Raw genomic sequence first — 20,285 nt, forward strand, 5'->3', positions numbered from 1 at the left:
CTTGGACAACGTTGTCTTCACTCTATAGTATGTTCAGACAACGTTGTCTCGGGATCTCATCGACGCCGGATCTCCGCCCTTCGAATTCGAAACGGGCGGCGGCGTCAGCAGCAACGGGTTGGAATTTTCGCTGGCTTATTTTTACAAAGGAGTATTGAAAGCAATGAAACTACGTGTAAGTACAGCCGTCGTCGGCATCCTGGCGATTGGTGCCATGTCCCTGACAGCCTGCACCGATCAAATCGATACGGGCGGCTCAGGTGCGAAAAGCACCGAAGTGAAGTCAGTGGGACTGATGGTGCAGGATTTGGGGAATCCCTTCTTTGCTTCAATGAACAACGGTGTCAAGGCAGCAGCAGAAAAATTGGGCGCCACCTACACTGCGCAGGACGGCCGCCAGGACCTGGCCGCACAGAATGACCAGGTCGACGCGTTCATCCAGCAAGGGGTTGACGTCCTGTTGATCAACGCAGTTGATTCCGAGGGCGTCGGACCGGCAGTCAAGCGGGCCCGGGACGCAGGCATCACAGTCGTCGCAGTTGACGTTGGGGCGAAGAACTCCGAGGCCACCGTCACGACTGACAACGTACAGGCCGGACGAATTGCCTGCGACAGCTTGATCGAGCAAATCGGCGGCAAGGGCGAGATCCTGATCGTTGATGGAACCCCCACCACCTCCATCCAGGACAGGGTTAAGGGTTGCGAAGAATCACTGGCGAAAAACCCTGATGTCAAGGTTGTCGGTCAGCAGAATGGTGACAATGGCCGGGAGAAGGCACTGACCCTGACCACCGACATGATCACTGCAAATCCGAACATCGTCGGCATCTTCGGAGTCAACGATCCAACAGCCCTCGGTGCCAACCTGGCGGCACAGCAGGCCGGAAAGACAGACCTCATCATTACGGGCGTGGACGGCTCACCCGAGGCTGTGGCGGAAATGTCAAAGAGCAGCTCCATGTTCAAGGGCACAGCGGCCCAGGACCCCAACCTTCTGGGATCAACCGCCTTGGAAATGGCTGTCAAGCTGCGCAAGGGAGAAACGCTTGACAGCGAGCTGGTCCTCGTGCCCAGCAACATTGTCGACAGCGCCAAGCTGGCAGATTACAAGGGCTGGAAGTAGCGGCCTGGTGGTGGGGTGCAGCTTGCACCCCATCACCTAAATCCCGAATTCATTGATGTGAGGCAGTAGGACAATGACACGACCACCGATACTGAGCATGACCGGTGTAAGTAAGAGGTTTGGCGGAGCCAAGGCACTGGACAACGTCCATCTCGAACTCCATGCCGGAGAAGTGCACGCCCTGATGGGCGAAAACGGGGCGGGTAAATCTACGCTCATGAAGATTCTCTCCGGTGTGTATACGCCGGACGACGGAACTATTGAGCTCAATGGTGAGACTGTTACTTTCCAGGGGCCCCGGGATGCACTCCAAAAGGGCATCGCAATCATCCACCAGGAGCTCAACACGGTCCCGCACATGACCGTTGCGGAGAATTTGGCGCTGGGGCAGGAACCGACCAAGGGCGGGATCCTCGACCGGGGGCAAATGCGGCGTTCAGCCCGCGAGAAACTCGACCGGATTGGCGCCAACATCCACGTTGACCAGCCGATTGGCGGCCTAAGCGTCGGCATGCAGCAAATGGTGGAAATTGCCCGGGCGGTGGCTGAGAATGCCAAGATTCTGGTGCTCGATGAACCGACGGCGTCCCTGTCACAGTCGGAAGCGGACAGGCTTTTCGAGCTGGTTGACGAGATGCGGTCCCAGGGCATGGCCCTTGCCTACATCAGCCACCGGATGGAGGAGGTGTGGAAGCTCTCCGACCGAATCACCGTCCTTCGAGATGGCCAATGGGTGAGCACCACCAATCGGGGAGAAGTGACGCCTGAGCAAATCGTCAACCGCATGGTCGGCCGGGACGTCGAGAATCTCTATGTTCATGAGAACCGTGCCTCAGGCGAAATTGTCCTTTCCATAAAGGGATTGACGGACGGCAAGAAGATTGGCCCCGTTGACTTTGACGTCAGGGCCGGAGAAGTAGTCGGTCTCGTCGGCCTGGTGGGAGCCGGAAGAACCGAGATGGCCAGGATGATCTTCGGTGCCGACCCAAAATCCGGAGGAACTGTCAGCCTCCACGGAAAAGTGACGGCGATCAACTCACCGGCAGATGCCATTGCCAACAGGATTGGCCTACTTCCGGAAAGCCGGAAAGAGCAGGCGCTGTTCCTCGACATGTCCATCCGCGACAACGCGGTAATGAGCACCCTGGACCGTTTCAGCACCTTCGGATGGCTCCTGCGAAACAAGATTCGCACAGCGGTGAGCCAGGAAGTTGATTCCCTTCGGGTACGGAGCACCTCGATCAACCAGCTGGTTTCAGGGCTTTCCGGAGGCAACCAGCAGAAGGTCGTTTTGTCCCGTTGGCTGATTGTCCAACCCCAGGTGCTCATTTTGGATGAGCCGACACGGGGGGTGGACATTGGTGCCAAGCAAGAGATTTACCGCATCATCAACGATTTGGTGATCCAGGGGGTTGCCGTCCTGATGATTTCTTCAGACCTGCCGGAAGCGTTGGGAATTAGCGATCGGATCCTTGCGGTTCACGATGGCCGGATTGCCAAGGAATTCAGCCGCGAGGAAGCAACAGAGCAGTCCGTAATGATGTATGCCACCGGCGTAGTAGCTGACGGGCGTTCCGAGACCCAACTCATGGGGGAAAATTGATATGACAACCACTCAAATAAACAAAGTGTCAGTGCCGGTCCGGCAGGGGCGGGACATCGCCCACCTCTGGGATCGATTTGGAATTCTGGGCGTCCTGGTCCTCCTCGTGGTCTTCATGGGTGTAATGGCACCCAACTTCGTCAGCCTGGACAACGCTGTCAACGTGGCGCGTGCAGTGTCCATCAACGCCATCCTTGCAGGCGGCATGACGTTGGTCATCCTGACGGGAGGCATCGACCTTTCCGTCGGTTCGGTAGTTGCGTTGACAGGCGTCAGCTCAGTTTTGCTGTGGACCGCAGGAGCGCCGGCCATCGTCGCCGTCCTGGGCGGAATCATCGTGGGGGCGGCCACCGGGCTGATCAATGGAACGCTCATTGCGTACCTGGGGCTCCCTGCCTTCATCATCACCCTGGGTGCGTTGACCTACATTCGTGGTTTCTCGTACTCCCTCACTGATGCCCAGCCCCTGATCGCCAGTGATTTGGGCTTCCGCGGGCTCGGGAACGGTGCCATCGCCGGAATACCCACCCCGGTAGTTCTCATGGCGGTCGTATACATAATCCTGTGGTTTATTCTGGAACGCACTAAATTCGGCCGGCACGTGTACGCCATTGGTGGCAATAAAGAGGCCGCCAGGCTCGCAGGTATCAAGGTCAAATGGACGCTCGTGCGGGTTTACCTCATCATGGGCGCCTGTGCCGGTTTGGCCGGAATCATCTTCGCTGCCCGTGTTGAAAGCGGACAGCCCAAGGCCGGCGAAGGCTATGAACTCGACGCGATTGCTGCCGTGGTTCTTGGTGGTACCGCGCTCGCGGGCGGCCGCGGCCGCATCGTGGGGACCCTCATCGGGGCGCTGATCATTGGCGTGCTGAGCAACGGACTGGTGCTCATGAATGTGCCGTTCTTCTATCAGCTCGTTGTCAAGGGGCTGGTCATCGTTCTGGCAGTCGGCATCGATGGACTGAAGAACTTGAAGCGGACCTAAACGCAGACAGCCGGTCCGGGAAACTCCCCCCGCCACCGTGTCGCCCCTCGCACGCCGCTTTTCGCACTCCGGCCTTCCTGCAGCACGCAGAGGGAAGGCAGGCGAAAAGCGGCGTGCGCCGTTTAATCCCCGCCGCCGGCCCACCTTTTCCAGGTACGACGGCGGGGACGTCGCCTAGGCGTTCGGCCGCTACCGGCAGGGTCGGACGCAGCGTGGGAGGATGCTCGGCGTGTAGCTGGTCCCGCGGGAACCAGGCCCCATGCTTGTTCTTACGACGTTGGCCTGGTTTGCTGTGCCACGGTGCGGGGCCGGTCCCGCCATGCCCCGGTGGACCACAGCACAGCCGCAATCAGCGCCGGCTGGAAGAACAGCCGGACGAATCGTTTGGAATCGGTGTCGAGTCCAAAACCGTCGCGTGCATGCAGCCACTGGGCCAGGTTGCCCGGAAACACCGCCACAAAGAACAGCGCCACGATCCAGCCGACCGGGACGCGCCGTCGGGCCAGGAAGATCAGGGCCGCCCCAAGGGTCATTTCGGCAATGCCTGAAGCGACCACCACAAAGTCTGGATCGAGCGGCACGAACTTTGGAACCTGGGCCTGGAATTCCTGGCGGGCAACCGTCACATGGCTGATGCCCGCGTAGGCGAGGAAGGCACCCAACACCACACGCAGAGCGGTCCGAGGCTTGGAGGTTGCCAATTTCCCCTCCGTGAGCCGGGCGAGGAATCCCCTGCGGGCCTCAGTCATCGGAGACTGTCACAGCGACGTCGATGTTGCCGCGGGTGGCATTGGAATAGGGGCACACGAGGTGGGCGGCGTCGGCGAGTTCCTGGGCCAGCGCGTGCTCCAACTCGGGAATGACGACCTCCAGCTCGACTGCCAGCTTGAACCCGCCCTCGTCATTGTGCCCGATCTGCACCCGGCCGCCCACCGTTGAGTTCTCCACCTTGATCTTCCGCCCGCGCGCCACTGCGTGCAGAGCCGAGTGAAAACATGCGGCGAATCCTGCGGCAAAAAGCTGTTCGGGGTTGGTCCCGGCACCGGAACCGCCAAGTTCCTTGGGCGGAGTCATGGACACATCAAATGACCCGTCCGAGGTGGCGACGCGTCCCTCCCGTCCCTGGCCGGTGGACAGTGCTTCTGCGGTGTAGAGAGCGTTCATGATGGGTGCCTTTCGACGTTTTTCGGTGGAGCCAAACAGCATCGCTGTCCGGAGATTGGGGTGGAGCTGACTTTGATCAGGCTCAGTTGTTGCTTGCGGTGATGCCGCGCATGGCGACGGTGAGTCGCTGGAGGGTGCCAATGAGCTCGCGGGCCGCCGCAATGTCCGGCAACCCGGTGGCGTGTGCAATGGCGGACGGGATGTGGGACAGCTCCCCGCGGAGTTCTGCCGCCTTGGCACTCGGGGAAATCGTGACTATCCGGTTGTCGTCGTGGATGCGCTTTCGCTCGATCAAGAGCTTCGTCTCCATGCGGCGCAAGAGGGGGGAGAGTGTGCCGGAGTCGAGCTGCAGCATCTCGCCGAGCTCATGGACTGATTTGTCCCCTTCTGCCCAGAGCACCACCAGCACCAGGTACTGGGTGTAGGTCAGGCCCCAGGGTTCCAGCAGCTCCGTATAGGCCCGCGTGGTTGCCCGGGTCGCGGAGTAGAGGGAAAAGCACACCATTTCATCGACAATTGCCATAAGAAGATCATTGCACACAACTTAGTTGTTCACAATATACATTTGCCGAAGGCCCGGGGACCAAGGGATGCGGGCCGAGGAAGGGGAGAGCCCCAAGCGGGCCCACCCAAAAGAAACCGTCCCGCAGGCGCTAAACTGGGGCCTTACGTATTCTGCCGCGCGACCGGGCATTTCCCGGCCGCCGGCATTCCCCCGAGGAGCCCCTTCGCCCATGAGCACTGTGCCATTGCAGCCAGCCCCCACCCTGAGCTGGACGCAGGGTGATGCTGAGCATTCGGCCCGCTGGTTTTCCGCCAGTGGTGCCAACCCGCCCAAGACCGTGCAGGCGGTGGATGACTCCCTGACCGCCGACGACGCCTACCGCCTCGCTGCCCAGGGCACGGCCATGTTGTGGCAGGGCGACTACCACAATGCCCGCCAGCTGCTCTCGGCCATAGCCCGCCGCCTGCCCACCTTTTCCAGGCACGACGGCGAGGACGTCGCCAAGGCGTTCTACCGCTACCGCCAGGGCCGGACACAGCGGGCAAGGATGCTCGGCTTGTTGCTGGTTCCGCTGGAACCGGGTCCCGCCGTGGCGCTGCGCCGGGCCCCGGATGTCGCTGAGGCATGGTTGGCCGCGGCCGGGGACGTCGCCGAGGCAACTGTCACCCCGCTGCAGGACGTGCTCGGGGCCGTTGGTGCGTTTGAGTGGCGCCGCAACGGCGTCTTTGTGCAGGAACTCGACGCTCTTATCTATCCGCATTACGGGACGTTTGCGCCCATCCGCAGCGAGTACCTCGCACTGGTGGACCAGGCTGAGCTGCCGTCCAAGGAGCTGGCGTTCGACGTCGGCACCGGCACCGGCGTGCTGGCGGCCATTCTCGCCAAGCGCGGCGTGCGGCGCGTCATCGCCACGGACACCGAGCCCAGGGCCATCGCCTGCGCGCAGGAAAACCTGGCGAACCTCGGCCTGGACACGATTGTGGAGCCGACGCTTGTCAGCATGTTCCCGGCCGGGAAGGCGCCGCTCGTTGTGTGCAATCCGCCGTGGCTGCCTGGTACCGCCAACACCTTGCTGGACAACGCCGTCTATGACCCCAAGAGCCGCATGCTCAAGGCTTTCATTGCGGGCCTGGCCGGGCATTTGGAGCCTGGGGGAGAGGGCTGGCTGATCATCTCGGACCTGGCCGAACACCTGGGACTGCGCTCACGCGAAGAACTTCTCCAATGGATCGATAAGGCCGGGCTCGAAATTAAGGACAGGCTGGATACCGAGCCCCGCCACCCGCGCTCCATGGACCGTGCCGATCCCTTCTTTGCCGCACGCTCACGCGAAGTCACCTCATTGTGGAAGCTGGTCGCGAAAGCCTGACAGCATTGGTGTGCGGAGGCGTCTCGTTGTTCGAAGCGGGAATTGTGGCCGGCGAGAACAATCTTGCCTCGAGTTCACATCCAGCGCAGCAGCAGGTGGTTGCCGTAGCGGGGAATGTACGCACGCAGTCGTTCAAATGGTGCTCCCTGGCCTGTGCAGGCGCGGCAGCACGTGGTAGGTTGCTTTCAACTGACGAAAGCGAGCCCCAGGTGAGAATTCGCCGTGTGCCCATCCTTTTTGTTTCGCTCATAGTTGCAATCGCACTTGTTGCGACCGGGTGCACGTCGGACAATAAAGCCGATTCGCCGCCCGCCACGACGGCGTCACCGCCGGACAGTTCCGTTGCCGACGTGACCGTTCCGGATGCGTTCACCGCGATCACGCTCAACACGATCGGAAAGCCTCCTCTTCCGTTCCGCGGCACAGACGGAAAATACCACGTTGCCTATGATCTGCAGTTGACCAACGCCACGAAGGTGCCAGCCACCTTGGACAAGATCGACGTCGTCGACGGCACGGATCCGAAGAAAATTCTTGCCACCTTCTCCGGTACGGCGCTAACCGATCCGACGTGCACTTTCGGAAACTGCAATCGACTACGCAACTTGCCTGCGGGCTACATCGACAGTGTAGAGATTCCGCCGCAGGAGAGCCGGGTCCTGTTCATCGACTTCACCCTCGATTCGCTTGACCAGGCACCGAAAGTTCTGCTCCACCACCTCTCCGGAACCGGCGGTGCCTCACCGGCATTCGGCACGCCGGGACCGATCGACTATCTGAGCACCCCGCTCGCCCTCTCAACCCGGACGCTGCCGGTCATCTCGCCACCGCTGAAAGGTGACAACTGGATTGCACTCAACGGTTGCTGCGAACCTGGTTTCCCGCATCGCAGCTCGGTGATGTCGGTCAACGGAAAACTCAACAACAGTCAGCGCTTCGCGATCGATTGGAAGCGCACCAATGACAAGGGCGAGTTCTACGCCGGCGACAAAACCAGCAACGAGAGCTACGTCGACTACGGGTCGGACATCCTCGCCGTCGCCGACGCGACGGTGGTCTCGATCCTCGACGGTATGGAGGCGAATGCTCCTGGCGTTCTGCCCGCCAGCAACCCGGCGTTGGCAGCGAAATTGACTGTCAAGAATGTCGATGGAAATCACGTTGTGCTCGATCTGGGCGGCGGTGTGTTTGCAATGTACGCCCACATGATCTCGGGATCGGTCGCGGTTAAGACTGGCGACAAGGTGACCGAAGGTCAGGTGATCGGGAAACTCGGAAACACCGGTAATGCCAATGCTTCACATCTGCATTTTCAGCTGATGGATGGACCGAGCCTGCTCGAGGCGGATTCGTTGCCTTACGCATTCAAGGGCTTTGACTACGACGGACAGGTTGCCCCGCAGCAGATCGCCGATGCGGACGACTACCTGGGCGGCATGTTCCTGCAGAGCAAGCTGCCGAGCCCGGAATCACGGACCAATGAACTGCCGCTCAACCTGGCAATTGTGGATTTCCCCTAGGTCTGGCAGTACCGAGCCGTGGTCGGAGCATGCGTGGCGGGAATGGCTCCTACTTCAGTCACCGCGAGGCGGCCGGCAGTCAGTCAGACGCGGTGGGGGTTGCGGTCTGAAGGAAGCGGCGGACCGCATCGCGGTTGCGGGTCAGGGCATCGATGCGGGCGCCCATCTGATCGACCTCGCGTGCCAGATTCTCCGCAAGCTCCTTGTCCACCTGAGGACGCAGCTGCGGCCCGGAACCGTCAAAACAAGGCACCACCACGCGGATGACACGTGTGGACAGGCCTGCCGCCAGAAGATCGCGCACCTGCTCCACCTGAATGACGGCGGACTCGGGATAGGAACGGTACCCGTTGTTCTCCCGCTCCGGGTGCAACAACTCCTGCTTCTCGTAGTACCGCAGGGCCCGGGGCGTCACACCGGTGCGGAACGCCAATTCACCAATTTTCAAACCCAGATCCGCCACCCGATAGAGAACAACATTGACGTTCGCATCAAAGTTTACCGAAGGCCGGCTACCGGAGGCGAATGGCGTGGGGGCGTTCACGGGTGTCAGGCAGGAGACCAGGCTTTTGACATTAACGTCAACGTGAACGTTTATCCTTTGAAGACCCGGCTGGACACCCGCATGGCCAGGACAACAACCCGTACACCAGACAAGCGGGTGGACAAGCAAGGAGACCTTCGATGAATGCATCAATTGGCACCCAGGGAGCAGCGCTGGTCGTCGGCGGGACAGGAATCTCAGGCAGTGCGCTCGCCAGGGAACTCGTTGCTCAGGGGTGGCGGACCATCAGCCTGTCCCGGCGTGAGGTTTCTCCCCAGGATGGCATCGAGTCGGTGCGGGCGGACTTGACCGACCCGCAGTCCGTGCGGGCCGCACTGGCAGGGCTCAATCCCACGCACGTGTACTTCACGGCCTGGAGCCGGATGCCCACCGAGGCCGAAAACATCTCGGTCAATGCCGGCATGGTCCGCAATGTCCTTGACGCCATCGGTCCGTCCGGGAAGCTGGAGCATGTGGCCCTGGTGACGGGACTCAAGCACTATCTCGGCCCATTCGAGGCGTACGGCACGGGTGCCACACGGGACACCCCGTTCCACGAGGACGAGCCCCGGTTGGATGCACCGAATTTCTACTATGCCCAGGAAGACGAGCTGTGGCGGGCCGCCGATCTCTACGATTTCGGTTGGAGCGTCCACCGTTCGCACACCATGATCGGACATGCCATCGGCAACGCCATGAATCTTGGCCAGACCCTGGCCGCCCAGGCAGCCCTGTGCCGCGCGGAGGGCACGCCCTTTGTCTTCCCCGGTAATGAGGTGCAGTGGAATGGCGTCACGGATGTGACAGACAGTGGGCTGCTTGCACGCCAGATGGTCTGGGCGGCAACCACCCCTGGCTTGCCGAGCCAGGCGTACAACACGGCGAACGGCGATGTTTTCCGCTGGCGCTGGATGTGGCCTCGGGTTGCGGAGCTTCTTGGCGTGGAACCCGAGGGCTTCAGTGAACGGCCCCGTCCCTTGGAAGAGCAGATGGCCGGCAAGGTCGATGCATGGCGTCAGTTGGTGGAACGCGAAGGCCTCGCCGAACCTGACCTATCCCGAGTGGCGTCCTGGTGGCACACAGACAGCGACCTCAACCGCCCCGTTGAATGCTTCACCAACATGAGCCGCAGCCGCAATGCCGGGTTCACCGGCCACGCCGACACACTCGCCTCGTTCGCAGCCTTATTCGACACACTTCGCGCGGAACGGGTCATTCCTGCCTGACCGGCCTCAGGTGTCGCCCGGCGCCTTGGCTAAAGGCAACCGCCGGTCGCCGGGATCTTGGCCACGGCGGCGGAAATTTCAGTCAAAACCGTGTCTGAGGGAATCTTGTTCGTTTCCAGCACCAGTTCGGTGGCGGGCGTGCGGCCATAGGTGGTGATGGTCCAGGATGACTCGCCCTCCTTGAGGACCCAGTCCACACCATTGACGGTGACGCATTTGTCGGTGGTGGGGCCGGGCACCTGCACGCCGCACCGCAGGACCACAAGGGAGGGATCGCCCCAGGCAGCGGTGGCCTGGCTGGTGGTGGTTCTGCGCTGGGAGCCTGCAAGGGAATCCGGCAGGGCCACCATCATCGGTGCACAGGCTGGATTGTTGGCGTCGTCGGCCACGGTTATGGTCACCGATGGCGCGCAGGCGGTCAGAAGTAACACGGCAGCGGCAGCAAAGGGCACAGCGATCCGCCAGGAACGAGAAATCAGAGGCATGTCCACAGCTTATCGGCTCAAACTGGGAAGGACCCGTTGGGTGGGCAGGGCCAGTGATCTCCATCACCGACACACGCAAAAAGCCGCGCAAACTACCGCCGGTCCCGCAATCATCCAGAATCGCATGCAAGGATAACGTCCATGATTCATGAACTCGATCCTGACCGGCCTGCCGTCCCGCCCGCCGGAACCCGGCGAAAGCGCAAGACCACGCGCAATGTTTTGCTGGTGTTCCTGGGCCTCGTCGTGGTCGCCGCCATTGTCGGCACCGTCTTTGTGGCCAATCTTGCCCACAGCTACGACAGCAAGACGGAAAAGATCGCCGACGCGTTCCCCGACGACGCATCCCGCCCGGCCAAGTCGGCCTCGGGAGCCATGAATATCCTGCTGTTGGGAAGCGACAGCCGCGCAGACTCCGTGGACATGGCCGGCGAAGGCCAGGCATCAGACCAGCGCTCGGACACCATGATGTGGGTGCACATCCCCGGGGACCGCAAGAACATCGTCATGATGTCGATCATGCGTGACACCTGGGTGGACATCCCCGGCGTTGGCGAGGCCAAGATCAACGCGGCCATGTCCAACGGAGGCGTCCCGCTGGTGGTGGAAACCCTTGAAGGACTCTTCAACAACCGCCTCGACCACGTCGCCATCGTGGACTTTGAGGGATTCAAGGCAATTACCGATTCGCTTGGCGGCGTGAACGTCGACGTTCCTGTGGCGTTCACCACGGCCGACGACAAGTTCAACTTTGCTGCCGGCCCCCAAATGTTGGACGGCGATCAGGCCCTTGGCTTTGTGCGTGAGCGCTACGCCTTCGCCGACGGCGACTACCAGCGCGTGCGCAATCAGCAGATCTTCCTGAAGTCAGTCATGAGCACCGCACTCACTCCCGCCACGCTGGCGAATCCCGTCAAGATTAATGATCTTGTTAGCCAGGTTCCCCCGTATCTTACGGTCGATGAGGATCTGGACGCCGGCACACTCGGAGGCCTGGCTCTCAGCTTGCGGGACGTCCGCGGTTCGGATGTAAAGTCCTTCACCCTGCCCAATCTCGGCTCCGGCACCAGCGTCGACGGCCAGTCCATCGTGGTGAAGGACGACGCCGCCATCTCGGCTATTTCCGAGGCGCTCACCAACGATTCCCTGGCGTCATACCTGGCGGCCCACGAGCCCGGCTGATAGGCACTCCGGCCGGGGGCGCGCCGGAATATGAGATAATAACGTGCTTGGACTATTCGGTTTGCGTCTCGCCGGAATCCAGCGGTCATACATTCGCACTTCTCGCGGCTCTTTCACGGCCGGGATGGTTGTACTTAAGGGGAAATATTGGGCCATTCGCTCACCCGCCGATGGATTGCGGCGGCCATTGCCGCTGTCATGATGGCTGCCCTGTGGAGCCTTCTCATGGGCGGTGCTGTCCACGCGCAGCCCTCCCAAGGCACCGGCGACACGGCCGTGGTGCAGACCACGCCAATAGCCGAAACCTACGTGGCACTGGAACGCACAGCCGTGACCACGCCCGTAATCAAGACGGCCGCGACGAAGGTCGTTGCCAACGACAAGGTGCCGAAAGGCAGCCCCTTGGGCGTGCAGCTGGCCACCATCGTGGTGTTGGTGATTCTGGGCGTCGGATATTTCCGGCTCATGAGCCACTCCGGCCGACGGTCACCAGCAACCAAGGCTGCCGAGGAACCCGCGGTAATTCCCGCCGCAGAGAACGGGAAGCAGCCAGACGGTGCTTGAAAAGCTTCAGTCACTCAAGAGCAGCCTGACGGGACCGAGGGCGCCCGATCACGGCGGCAGCTCCGGCAAGCCGTTGCGCATCATGCTCATGATCCACTCCTACTGGCCGGAGAACAGCCCGCCACAGCGCCGCTGGACAACACTCATCCGTGAATTCCGGAAATCCGGCTGGGACGTGGATGTTGTCACCCCCGTCGCGCACTTCCCGGAAGGCCGGCGCAGCCTTCCCGCCAGCGTGGCAGGCAGGCCGTTCCGCGGCCAAAAAGGTCCGCTGGGGGAGCGCATCAAGCGCGTCCCCTACATCCCGCACAGCGGCCACTCCCATGCAGCCCGACTCCTGGACCAGCTGATCTCTGCCGCCATGTCGATCCCGGCCGGCCTGATGTGGCGCAAGGCCGACGTCGTCATCGTCACCGCACCCAGCCTGCCCATCATGGTGGCCGGCTACATCGTGGCAAAACTGCGGCGCGTGCCGCTCATCGTGGAAATGCGCGACGCCTGGCCGGATCTGGCCCGCGACGCCCGCATTGTCAAGGGCAGCGTCAAAAGCATTGTGGAACGTGTCGTGGAGGCCATCCAGATGCGCGCCGACCTGGTCGTTTCCGTCACTGAGGGCTTTGCGGAAACCCTGCGGGCCCGCGGCGTGAAGAACGTGGTCACCGTCAGCAATGGTCTGGACCTGGATTCGGTTCCCGTTTTTGACCCGCCCGCCGTGGACTCCGACACCTTCAAGGCCCTGTACCTGGGCAACCACGGCGAAAGTCAGCGCCTGGACGTTGTTATCCGTGCCAGCGCCCTGGTGGGGGATTCCATGCACCTGCACATGGTGGGCCACGGCAGCCAGCGCCCCGGCCTGATGGAACTGGCGCAGGAACTCAACGCCCCCGTCACCTTTCACCCGTCCCTGCAGGGCGCGGACGTGCTTGACCGCTACAAGCAGGCAGACACGTGCATCGTCTCCCTGCGCGATGACTGGAAATCCTTTGAGGCCACCGTGCCGTCGAAAACCTATGAGGTCATGTCGATCGGCCGCCACGTGACGGCTATTGTCCGCGGCGAGGCCGCTCGCATCGTCAAGGACGCCGAATGCGGCGACGTCGTGGCATGCACCCCCGAAGCCGTGGCCGCGCTGTGGCGCGAGCTGGCCGCCGACAGGGCACGCCTGCACACCGGCACAACGGGCCGTGACTGGGTTTGCGAACACGCCAACTACCCGATGCTGGCACAAAAATACATGAACACCATTGCCGCCTTGGTCCGGGAAAAGAGTGCTGTTTAGTGCGGCTGTTGAAAAACGTCGTGCTGGCTGCATCCACGGCAGCCCGGCACATCTCAGATGATCCCGTGGTGCTCGTTCTCCAGCTTTCCCGGCGCCTGCCCGCCCGCTTCGTCCAGACGACAGCCAAGGCTGTGTGCCGGGTCCTACCCACATCGGCCGCCCCGGCAGCCCTGATCGCCTCCTTCGTTGCCGGCGACACCACCGGCCTGGAACGGCGCTTTGACAAGGCCCGGACCGACGGAGTGACCGGCAACCGGGCACGGCTCGCCGCCGACGTCGCACTGGCCGCCGGGCAGCCGGAGCGGGCCGACGCGTTCCTGCCCGCCGCTGCCGGAAGCGCGCGCCTGCCCGCCACCTTGGCCCGGCGGAAGTGGTACGACGGCGACATGTCGGCTGCCGTTGCCGCCCTCGCCTCCCAGCAGGGCGCCCTGGGCAGACACCACGACCGGCTGGCAGGGGAACTGCGGACGTTCAGCGGCTGGACCCCGGAGCTGCCTCCAACACGCATGGCCCCGGTCCCCGGCCGCGTGCTGCACTTTCTGACGAATTCCCTGCCGCACACCAGCAGCGGCTACGCCCAGCGGAGCCACTCCATCCTCACGGCGCAGCGGGACGCCGGCTGGGACGTGCTTGCCGTGACACGGCTCGGCTACCCGGTCCAGGTGGGCAAGGTCCTTGCCGCCGGGCAGGACGTTGTTGACGGAATCACCTATGAGCGGCTGCTGCCGTCCCGCATGGGGGCCACGGCCGATGCGAGAATGCAGCAGGAAGCTGAGGAATTGCTGCGCGTGGCGCTGGAATTCCGGCCCCAGGTGCTGCACACCACCACCCACTTTGCCAACGGACTGGTCGTTGGCGCAGTGGCGCAGGCGCTCGGCATCCCCTGGGTTTACGAGGTCCGCGGCCAGCTGGCCGATACGTGGGCATCCACTCGTGGCGCGGTGGCCAAGCAAAGCCAGCGCTACCTTGAATTCCAGGCACGCGAGGCAGCGGTCATGCACTCCGCCGACCAGGTCTTCACGCTGGGCGAGACCATGAAGGACAGCATCGTGGCAGCCGGGATCCCTGCCGAAAAGGTGCTGCTCGCGCCGAACGCCGTGGGCGGAGAGTTTCTAGACGCTCCCAAGACCCATGATGGTGCCAGGACCGCACTTGGCTTGGACCCGAAACTCAACTACATCGGCACCGTCAGCTCCTTGGTGGACTATGAAGGCATGGACCACCTGGTGGATGCCTTTGCCATCTTGGCGCCGGACTTTCCCAAGTTGCGTCTCTTGATTGTGGGAAACGGCACATCGCTGCCAGCCCTGCAGGAGCAGGCGAAGCGGTTGGGGCTGGCCGGGAAGGTCATTTTTACCGGCCGGGTTCCCCGCGAGTCCACCCCGCTTTACCATGCAGCACTTGATATTTTTGTGGTACCCCGGAAGGATTTGGCCGTCACCCGGGCCGTCACACCGCTCAAACCGGTGGAAGCCTTGGCCAGTGCGCGGCCTGTTGTGGCGAGCAACCTGCCCGCGCTCCGTGAGATCATTGAAGAAAATGTTAACGGGAGGCTAAGTGCGGCGGACAATCCGGCGGACTTGGCCAAGGTTTTGTCTGGGCTGTTGTTGGACCAAGAGTTAAGGGACCAACTGGGCCTGGCCGGCCGCCACCGTGTTTTGGAAACGCGCACCTGGGCGGCCAATGCTGCCGCTTACAGCGCGGCATACAAGAAAGTTGTCGAATTGTCGTTGGATAGCCAGAGTGGCACGCATGACTGAAGTAGTTGCGGAGCTGCCCAAGCCTGCCGCCGTTCATGATGTGCCAGTTGATCTCAGCAAGCTCAAAAGGGTGGGGGCACGCCCGTCGTTCCTGGACTACCTTGTCCAGCTGTGGGACTTTCGCCAGTTCATCTACTACGACGCCCGCGCCAGGGTGCAGAGCGGCACACGCCGCGACAAGCTCGGCAGTGCATGGCTCATCCTGAACCCCGTGTTCAATGGACTGACGTACTTCCTGGTGTTTGGCCTGCTGCTCAGCACCAGCAAGGGCATCCCCAACTTCATCGGCTACCTGGTCATCGGTGTTTTCATGTACCAGGTCACCTCTGGCGCCATCATGAACGGTGCCCGCTCCATGCAGCAAAACCAGTCCCTTGTGCAAGGCTTCAGTTTTCCGAGGGCAGCCCTTCCCATTGGCGTGAATCTGCGCGAATTGCTCGCGAACATTCCCATGATCGTCGCCATGCTGCTGATCGTTTTGGTGGTGCCGCCCGTTGAGCCCATCTCCTGGCGTTGGCTGCTGTTGGTGCCGGTCCTTGTTCTGCAGTTTGCATTCAACCTAGGTGTGGGGCTGATTTTGGCACGAATTATCTCCAAAGTTAACGATGTCACGCACCTGCTGCCGTTCGTGCTCCGGCTGGTCATGTACTTGTCAGCTGTTTTCTATTCACTTGACCGGTTCAAGGACCACCCGGTAATTCTGAAGGTCATGGAACTCAACCCCATGTTCATCATTATTGACATCACCCGTGATTCGGTGCTTTACGGGGTGACCCCCTCGTGGGAGTCATGGGCCACGCTCACGGCCTGGGCCTCCATCGCGCTTGTTGTTGGCATGCTCTTCTTCTGGCGAGCGGAGGAGTCATATGTCCGGGGATAAGTTTCTCGAAAAACTATTGGCCGACCCCTGTGTCGTTGCCGACAATGTGGCCATGAAGTACCGCGTCATTTCCACCGAGGAACGGGCCAAGACGCCCAGCCTCGGGTGGAAATTCCTGCGGCGGATCACACCCAACCCCAACACCGTCACCGTCAACGCCCTCAACGAGCTGTCACTGGTGGTCCGCCGCGGCGAGTCCGTCGGCGTCATCGGCCGCAACGGATCGGGCAAGAGCACCTTGATGAAGCTGGTCAGTGGTCAGGTGCGCCCCACCAGCGGGGCCATCCATGCTTCAAGCACCCCCATCATGTTGGGCGTCAACGCCGCACTGGTGCCTGAACTCTCAGGGGACCAAAACATTGTTCTGGGCTGCCTTGCCATGGGACTGAACCGGGATGAGATCGACGAACGCTTCGATGAAATCGTGGAAGTATCGGGCCTTGAAAAGTCCATCCACCTGCCCATGAAGTCATATTCATCAGGCATGGGATCCCGCCTCAGGTTTGCCATTGCCGCCTGCGGCAACCCTGAGATCCTGCTCGTGGATGAGGCTTTGAACACCGGTGATGCCCAATTCGCCGCACGCAGCAAGCGTCGCATGGACGAGTTGCGGGACAAGGCGGGCTGTGTGCTGCTGGTCAGTCACAGCCTGACCACCATCAAGGACATGACCGGGCGCGTGGTTTGGCTGGACAAGGGGGACCTCATCATGGATGGAGACCCCAAGGAAGTCACAAAGAAGTACATGGAGTTCACCAGGTTGCTCGCCAAGGGTAACAACATCTCGGCTCATGAACTCCTGTCAGACGTGCGGACGTCCCTGGAGATGTCCAACATCGTCAAATCCGGAACTCCCGACCTCCGGGACACGGTGGTGTCCTGATGTATTCAGTCGACGAGGCCAAGACCGCCCTGTGGCATCTGCGCTCCGGAGGACCGGAACAGCTGAAAGAATGGCAGAACCGCCGCCGCGTGGACCTGGGTTTTGCCGCACCCACCAGTGTCCAGGGAGTCGAAGCCGGCTGGGTCGGCAGGGGCAGGAAACGCCACCTCTCCTTCACTCCTGCCAATCTTCCCCACGGTGAAGCACGCCGAAGCGACCTCAAAGTCGGCGTCATTCTCGACGATTTTTCAGCCATGGCCTTCCGGTTTGAATGGAACGCAGTGGCACTGGACCCGGAGTCCTGGGCCCAGCAACTGGACGGCCTGGACCTGGTATTCATTGAATCTGCATGGGCGGGCAATGACAGGCTCTGGCGCGGCAAGATTGGCGGCGATGGCGGCCCCGCGCAACAGTTCATCGACATGCTTGCAGCCTGCAAGGCCAAGGGCATCCCCTCTGTTTTTTGGAACAAGGAAGACCCGCCGCACTACGACGACTTCCTGCCGGCCGCCCGGCTTTTCGATGTCGTGTTCACCTCCGATGAGGGACGGATTGAAAGCTACCGCGCCGATCTTGGCCACGACCGCATCGACGTGCTGCCCTTTGCGGCCCAACCCGCCGTCCACAATCCCGTCCGCCCGGCCAAAGGCTGGCACAAGCGGGACGTGGCTTTTGGTGGCATGTACTTTGCACACAAATACCCCGAGCGCCGCGAACAAATGGACCTCCTGCTCAACGGCGTCATGGATGCCTCCAGCAAGATGGACACAGGGCTGGAGATTTTCTCGCGGCAGCTGGGCGGCAACCCGGACTACCAATTTCCTGCGCCGCTGGACACCCGAGTTGTCGGGTCACTGACCTATCCCCAGATGCTCTCCGCATATAAGGCCTACAAGGTCTTCCTGAATGTGAACTCAGTCGTGGACTCCGCCAGCATGTGTGCCCGGCGCATCTTCGAGATCTCAGCAGCAGGGACCCCCGTCATCAGCGCGCCCAGTGCGGCCATCAGGAACTTCTTCACCGACAAGGAAGTCCCAGTTGCCGACAGCCGCACTGCCGCGGCCAACCTAAGCCGGGCACTGGTGAAGAATGCCGAACTCAACGACAGGACGGCCCACCTGGCGCAGCGCCGGATCTGGGCGGAACACACCTACGCCCACCGCGTTGAATCCGTAATTGAACAGGCACTGCCCGGCAGGACATCAGGAATGCGAAGGCCGACGGCATCTGCGCTCGTCCCCACCATCCGTCCGCAGCAAGTGGAAAACGTGTTTCGCACAGTCGCTGCACAAAACGGGATTTCCACCCAGCTTGTGCTGCTGACGCACGGCTTTGAATTGGCTTCGGACGAGCTGCACCGCTTGCAGGAGTGCTACGGACTGGCTGAAGTGGCCTTGTTGACTGCCGGCAGGGATGTATCGCTGGGGGAGTGCCTGAACCGCTGCGTGGCCGCCGCTGACGGCGACGTCCTGGCCAAGATGGACGACGACGACCATTACGGTAGTGACTACCTCTCGGACCAGCTCTTTGCCATGGACTATTCACGGGCTGAAGTTGTTGGCAAGCAGGCGCATTACATGCACCTTGCAGCGTCCAAAGCCACGATCCTTCGTTTCGGTCACAAGGAACACAGGTACACGGACTTTGTCATGGGACCCACCATTATGGCCCGCAAGGAAGTATTCGTTGCCAATCCCTTCCCGGCTCTCGGACTGGGGGAGGACACGGGATTTTTGCGCAATGCAGGAACATCCGGCATGCAGATCTATTCTGCCGATCGGTTCAATTTTTACCAGGTACGCGCCGGCGACGGCCACACCTGGCAAGTGGAAGACGCCGAGTTGCTGGCATCCGGCGACCTAAAATTCTATGGGGATCCCAATGAACACACCGACATATAAATCAGCAGCTGCTGTTGGCATTGAAACCGTTGCCGTCATTGGCTTGGGCTACATCGGTCTGCCTACCGCCGCCATTTTGGCACGCAACGGCGTCAAGGTCATTGGCGTTGACGTTTCGGCAACAACCGTGGAAGCGGTCAACAGAGGGGAAGTGCCGTTCGTTGAGCCCGATCTCGGCGCCAACGTCGCCGGCGCGGTGGCGCAGGGCTTCCTGCACGCACAAAAGGAAACACCACGGGCTGACGCGTACATTGTTGCCGTGCCCACACCTTTCCTCGCGGACAAGTCTGCCGATCTGAGTTACATCGAGGATGCTGCCCGCGCCATCGCGCCGCAGCTGCTGGGTGGCGAGCTAGTCATCCTCGAATCCACTTCCCCGCCGCAAACCACGGCACGCATGGCAGAGGTCATCCTCGACGCCCGTCCCGATCTCAGCCTGGATGGTTCGGAAGGACGTCCCGCGGTCTTGTTTGCCCACTGCCCCGAGCGTGTACTGCCGGGCCGGGTCATGATCGAACTAGTGACAAATGATCGCATTGTTGGTGGATTGAACCCAGGTGCGGCCGCAGCAGCCACGGCACTGTACAAGGTCTTTTGCTTGGGTGAAATCCTGGAAACAGACGCCACCACGGCCGAGTTGTCCAAGCTGGTGGAAAACGCCTACCGTGACGTCAACATCGCTTTCGCCAACGAACTCTCCATTGTCAGCAAGAATGTTGGCGTGGACGTCTGGGAGCTGATCGAGTTGGCCAACCACCACCCGAGGGTCAACATCCTTCAGCCGGGCCCGGGCGTCGGCGGCCACTGCATCGCCGTGGATCCGTGGTTCATCGTCGCTGCCGATCCTGAGAATGCCCGCCTGATTCGCACGGCGCGAGAAGTCAATGATTCCAAGCCGCAATATGTCGTGGACGAGGTTCTTGCTCCCATAACGGATCAGGAATCACCAACCATTGCTGCACTCGGGCTGGCGTTCAAGCCAAACATTGATGACATGCGTGAATCTCCTGCTGTGGAGATTGTTCACAAGCTCGCTACTCAGCGTCCGGACGCTAGGATCCTGGTCGTGACGCCTCATTCAAAGGTGCTGCCCAAGAAGCTCGAAGGATTCTCGAACGTCACGTCAGCGACAGCGGACGACGCCATCGCTGCAGCCGACGTGGTCGCCCTGCTGGTGGACCACGACAAGTTCCGTAAAATTGATACTGTGTCACTGGTAGGCAAGCACGTCGTGGACACCCGCGGTTTCTGGAAACTGGACGATTAATGCTCGGCGACGGATCCGTAGCCCCAGAGGACCAAAACTCTGGTT

Annotated in this window: 19 protein-coding genes; 14 read left to right on the forward strand and 5 right to left on the reverse strand. The window is 61.5% G+C overall.

Going from position 1 to position 20,285, the window contains the following annotated elements:
• The first annotated feature begins 163 nt into the window (after positions 1 to 163).
• The 3 genes from AC1L6K_RS09105 to AC1L6K_RS09115 all read left to right on the forward strand — a co-directional run bounded on the left by AC1L6K_RS09105 (position 164) and on the right by AC1L6K_RS09115 (position 3,711).
• Positions 164 to 1,123, forward strand: a complete 960-nt coding sequence (locus tag AC1L6K_RS09105; protein WP_480952375.1) for an ABC transporter substrate-binding protein — start codon at positions 164 to 166, stop codon at positions 1,121 to 1,123.
• A gap of 97 nt (positions 1,124 to 1,220) precedes the next feature.
• Complete coding sequence (locus tag AC1L6K_RS09110) at positions 1,221 to 2,726, forward strand: sugar ABC transporter ATP-binding protein (protein ID WP_480952376.1); 1,506 nt, start codon at positions 1,221 to 1,223, stop codon at positions 2,724 to 2,726.
• Between the two features lies 1 nt (position 2,727).
• The gene (locus AC1L6K_RS09115; RefSeq protein WP_480952377.1) at positions 2,728 to 3,711 is read left to right on the forward strand and encodes an ABC transporter permease subunit; all 984 of its coding nucleotides are present in this window, start codon (positions 2,728 to 2,730) and stop codon (positions 3,709 to 3,711) included.
• Between the two features lie 269 nt (positions 3,712 to 3,980).
• Here the strand turns inward: AC1L6K_RS09115 and AC1L6K_RS09120 are convergent, their stop codons facing one another.
• From AC1L6K_RS09120 to AC1L6K_RS09130, 3 genes are all read right to left on the reverse strand, one after another.
• Positions 3,981 to 4,460, reverse strand: coding sequence for a DoxX family protein (locus tag AC1L6K_RS09120; protein ID WP_480952378.1), 480 nt, complete (start codon positions 4,458 to 4,460; stop codon positions 3,981 to 3,983).
• Positions 4,453 to 4,875 (reverse strand): organic hydroperoxide resistance protein, encoded by a 423-nt coding sequence (locus AC1L6K_RS09125; RefSeq protein ID WP_480952379.1) that lies wholly within the window; start codon positions 4,873 to 4,875, stop codon positions 4,453 to 4,455. The genes AC1L6K_RS09120 and AC1L6K_RS09125 overlap by 8 nt, the downstream gene beginning before the upstream one ends.
• An 82-nt stretch (positions 4,876 to 4,957) precedes the next feature.
• Positions 4,958 to 5,398 (reverse strand): MarR family winged helix-turn-helix transcriptional regulator, encoded by a 441-nt coding sequence (locus AC1L6K_RS09130; protein WP_480952380.1) that lies wholly within the window; start codon positions 5,396 to 5,398, stop codon positions 4,958 to 4,960.
• A 211-nt stretch (positions 5,399 to 5,609) separates the two neighbouring features.
• Here AC1L6K_RS09130 and AC1L6K_RS09135 point away from each other — a divergent pair, with 211 nt between their 5' ends.
• Positions 5,610 to 6,749 carry a methyltransferase gene (locus AC1L6K_RS09135; protein ID WP_480952381.1) on the forward strand — a complete coding sequence of 380 codons (1,140 nt, stop codon included), beginning with the start codon at positions 5,610 to 5,612 and terminating at the stop codon, positions 6,747 to 6,749.
• 224 nt (positions 6,750 to 6,973) lie between these two features.
• Positions 6,974 to 8,269 carry a M23 family metallopeptidase gene (locus tag AC1L6K_RS09140; protein ID WP_480952382.1) on the forward strand — a complete coding sequence of 432 codons (1,296 nt, stop codon included), beginning with the start codon at positions 6,974 to 6,976 and terminating at the stop codon, positions 8,267 to 8,269.
• A gap of 79 nt (positions 8,270 to 8,348) precedes the next feature.
• Here AC1L6K_RS09140 and AC1L6K_RS09145 read toward each other — a convergent pair whose 3' ends face one another.
• On the reverse strand, positions 8,349 to 8,813 hold the full coding sequence (locus AC1L6K_RS09145; protein ID WP_480952383.1) for a MerR family transcriptional regulator: 465 nt from the start codon (positions 8,811 to 8,813) through the stop codon (positions 8,349 to 8,351).
• A 140-nt stretch (positions 8,814 to 8,953) separates the two neighbouring features.
• Here AC1L6K_RS09145 and AC1L6K_RS09150 point away from each other — a divergent pair, with 140 nt between their 5' ends.
• Positions 8,954 to 10,039: an SDR family oxidoreductase gene (locus AC1L6K_RS09150; RefSeq protein ID WP_480952384.1), complete on the forward strand. Its 1,086-nt coding sequence runs from the start codon at positions 8,954 to 8,956 to the stop codon at positions 10,037 to 10,039.
• Positions 10,040 to 10,068: 29 nt separating this feature from the next.
• Here AC1L6K_RS09150 and AC1L6K_RS09155 read toward each other — a convergent pair whose 3' ends face one another.
• On the reverse strand, positions 10,069 to 10,524 hold the full coding sequence (locus AC1L6K_RS09155; RefSeq protein ID WP_480952385.1) for a DUF3515 domain-containing protein: 456 nt from the start codon (positions 10,522 to 10,524) through the stop codon (positions 10,069 to 10,071).
• Between the two features lie 141 nt (positions 10,525 to 10,665).
• Here AC1L6K_RS09155 and AC1L6K_RS09160 point away from each other — a divergent pair, with 141 nt between their 5' ends.
• From AC1L6K_RS09160 to wecC, 8 genes are all read left to right on the forward strand, one after another.
• Positions 10,666 to 11,706: an LCP family protein gene (locus AC1L6K_RS09160; protein WP_480952386.1), complete on the forward strand. Its 1,041-nt coding sequence runs from the start codon at positions 10,666 to 10,668 to the stop codon at positions 11,704 to 11,706.
• Positions 11,707 to 11,853: 147 nt separating this feature from the next.
• Positions 11,854 to 12,270, forward strand: coding sequence for a hypothetical protein (locus AC1L6K_RS09165; protein WP_480952387.1), 417 nt, complete (start codon positions 11,854 to 11,856; stop codon positions 12,268 to 12,270).
• Positions 12,263 to 13,549 carry a glycosyltransferase family 4 protein gene (locus tag AC1L6K_RS09170; protein ID WP_480952388.1) on the forward strand — a complete coding sequence of 429 codons (1,287 nt, stop codon included), beginning with the start codon at positions 12,263 to 12,265 and terminating at the stop codon, positions 13,547 to 13,549. The genes AC1L6K_RS09165 and AC1L6K_RS09170 overlap by 8 nt, the downstream gene beginning before the upstream one ends.
• Entirely contained in the window at positions 13,549 to 15,309 is a 1,761-nt protein-coding gene (locus AC1L6K_RS09175) for a glycosyltransferase family 4 protein (protein WP_480952389.1), read from the forward strand. The genes AC1L6K_RS09170 and AC1L6K_RS09175 overlap by 1 nt, the downstream gene beginning before the upstream one ends.
• Entirely contained in the window at positions 15,302 to 16,189 is an 888-nt protein-coding gene (locus tag AC1L6K_RS09180; RefSeq protein ID WP_480952390.1) for an ABC transporter permease, read from the forward strand. Before AC1L6K_RS09175 ends, AC1L6K_RS09180 begins: the two co-directional genes overlap by 8 nt.
• Complete coding sequence (locus tag AC1L6K_RS09185; RefSeq protein WP_480952391.1) at positions 16,176 to 17,072, forward strand: ABC transporter ATP-binding protein; 897 nt, start codon at positions 16,176 to 16,178, stop codon at positions 17,070 to 17,072. The genes AC1L6K_RS09180 and AC1L6K_RS09185 overlap by 14 nt, the downstream gene beginning before the upstream one ends.
• Entirely contained in the window at positions 17,072 to 18,973 is a 1,902-nt protein-coding gene (locus AC1L6K_RS09190; RefSeq protein ID WP_480952392.1) for a glycosyltransferase family protein, read from the forward strand. Before AC1L6K_RS09185 ends, AC1L6K_RS09190 begins: the two co-directional genes overlap by 1 nt.
• On the forward strand, positions 18,954 to 20,240 hold the full coding sequence (wecC, locus tag AC1L6K_RS09195) for a UDP-N-acetyl-D-mannosamine dehydrogenase (protein ID WP_480952393.1): 1,287 nt from the start codon (positions 18,954 to 18,956) through the stop codon (positions 20,238 to 20,240). Before AC1L6K_RS09190 ends, wecC begins: the two co-directional genes overlap by 20 nt.
• Positions 20,241 to 20,285: the final 45 nt, after the last annotated feature.

The organism is Specibacter sp. BI4, from assembly GCF_056680095.1.

Excerpts from the sequence above, each read along its gene's own strand:
- AC1L6K_RS09105 (WP_480952375.1), top strand. The coding sequence starts at position 164 with ATGAAACTACGTGTAAGTACAGCCGTCGTCGGCATCCTGGCGATTGGT.
- AC1L6K_RS09110 (WP_480952376.1), top strand. The coding sequence starts at position 1,221 with ATGACCGGTGTAAGTAAGAGGTTTGGCGGAGCCAAGGCACTGGACAAC.
- AC1L6K_RS09115 (WP_480952377.1), top strand. The coding sequence starts at position 2,728 with ATGACAACCACTCAAATAAACAAAGTGTCAGTGCCGGTCCGGCAGGGG.
- AC1L6K_RS09120 (WP_480952378.1), bottom strand. The coding sequence starts at position 4,460 with ATGACTGAGGCCCGCAGGGGATTCCTCGCCCGGCTCACGGAGGGGAAA.
- AC1L6K_RS09125 (WP_480952379.1), bottom strand. The coding sequence starts at position 4,875 with ATGAACGCTCTCTACACCGCAGAAGCACTGTCCACCGGCCAGGGACGG.
- AC1L6K_RS09130 (WP_480952380.1), bottom strand. The coding sequence starts at position 5,398 with ATGGCAATTGTCGATGAAATGGTGTGCTTTTCCCTCTACTCCGCGACC.
- AC1L6K_RS09135 (WP_480952381.1), top strand. The coding sequence starts at position 5,610 with ATGAGCACTGTGCCATTGCAGCCAGCCCCCACCCTGAGCTGGACGCAG.
- AC1L6K_RS09150 (WP_480952384.1), top strand. The coding sequence starts at position 8,954 with ATGAATGCATCAATTGGCACCCAGGGAGCAGCGCTGGTCGTCGGCGGG.
- AC1L6K_RS09155 (WP_480952385.1), bottom strand. The coding sequence starts at position 10,524 with ATGCCTCTGATTTCTCGTTCCTGGCGGATCGCTGTGCCCTTTGCTGCC.
- AC1L6K_RS09160 (WP_480952386.1), top strand. The coding sequence starts at position 10,666 with ATGATTCATGAACTCGATCCTGACCGGCCTGCCGTCCCGCCCGCCGGA.
- AC1L6K_RS09180 (WP_480952390.1), top strand. The coding sequence starts at position 15,302 with ATGACTGAAGTAGTTGCGGAGCTGCCCAAGCCTGCCGCCGTTCATGAT.
- AC1L6K_RS09185 (WP_480952391.1), top strand. The coding sequence starts at position 16,176 with ATGTCCGGGGATAAGTTTCTCGAAAAACTATTGGCCGACCCCTGTGTC.
- AC1L6K_RS09190 (WP_480952392.1), top strand. The coding sequence starts at position 17,072 with ATGTATTCAGTCGACGAGGCCAAGACCGCCCTGTGGCATCTGCGCTCC.
- wecC (WP_480952393.1), top strand. The coding sequence starts at position 18,954 with ATGAACACACCGACATATAAATCAGCAGCTGCTGTTGGCATTGAAACC.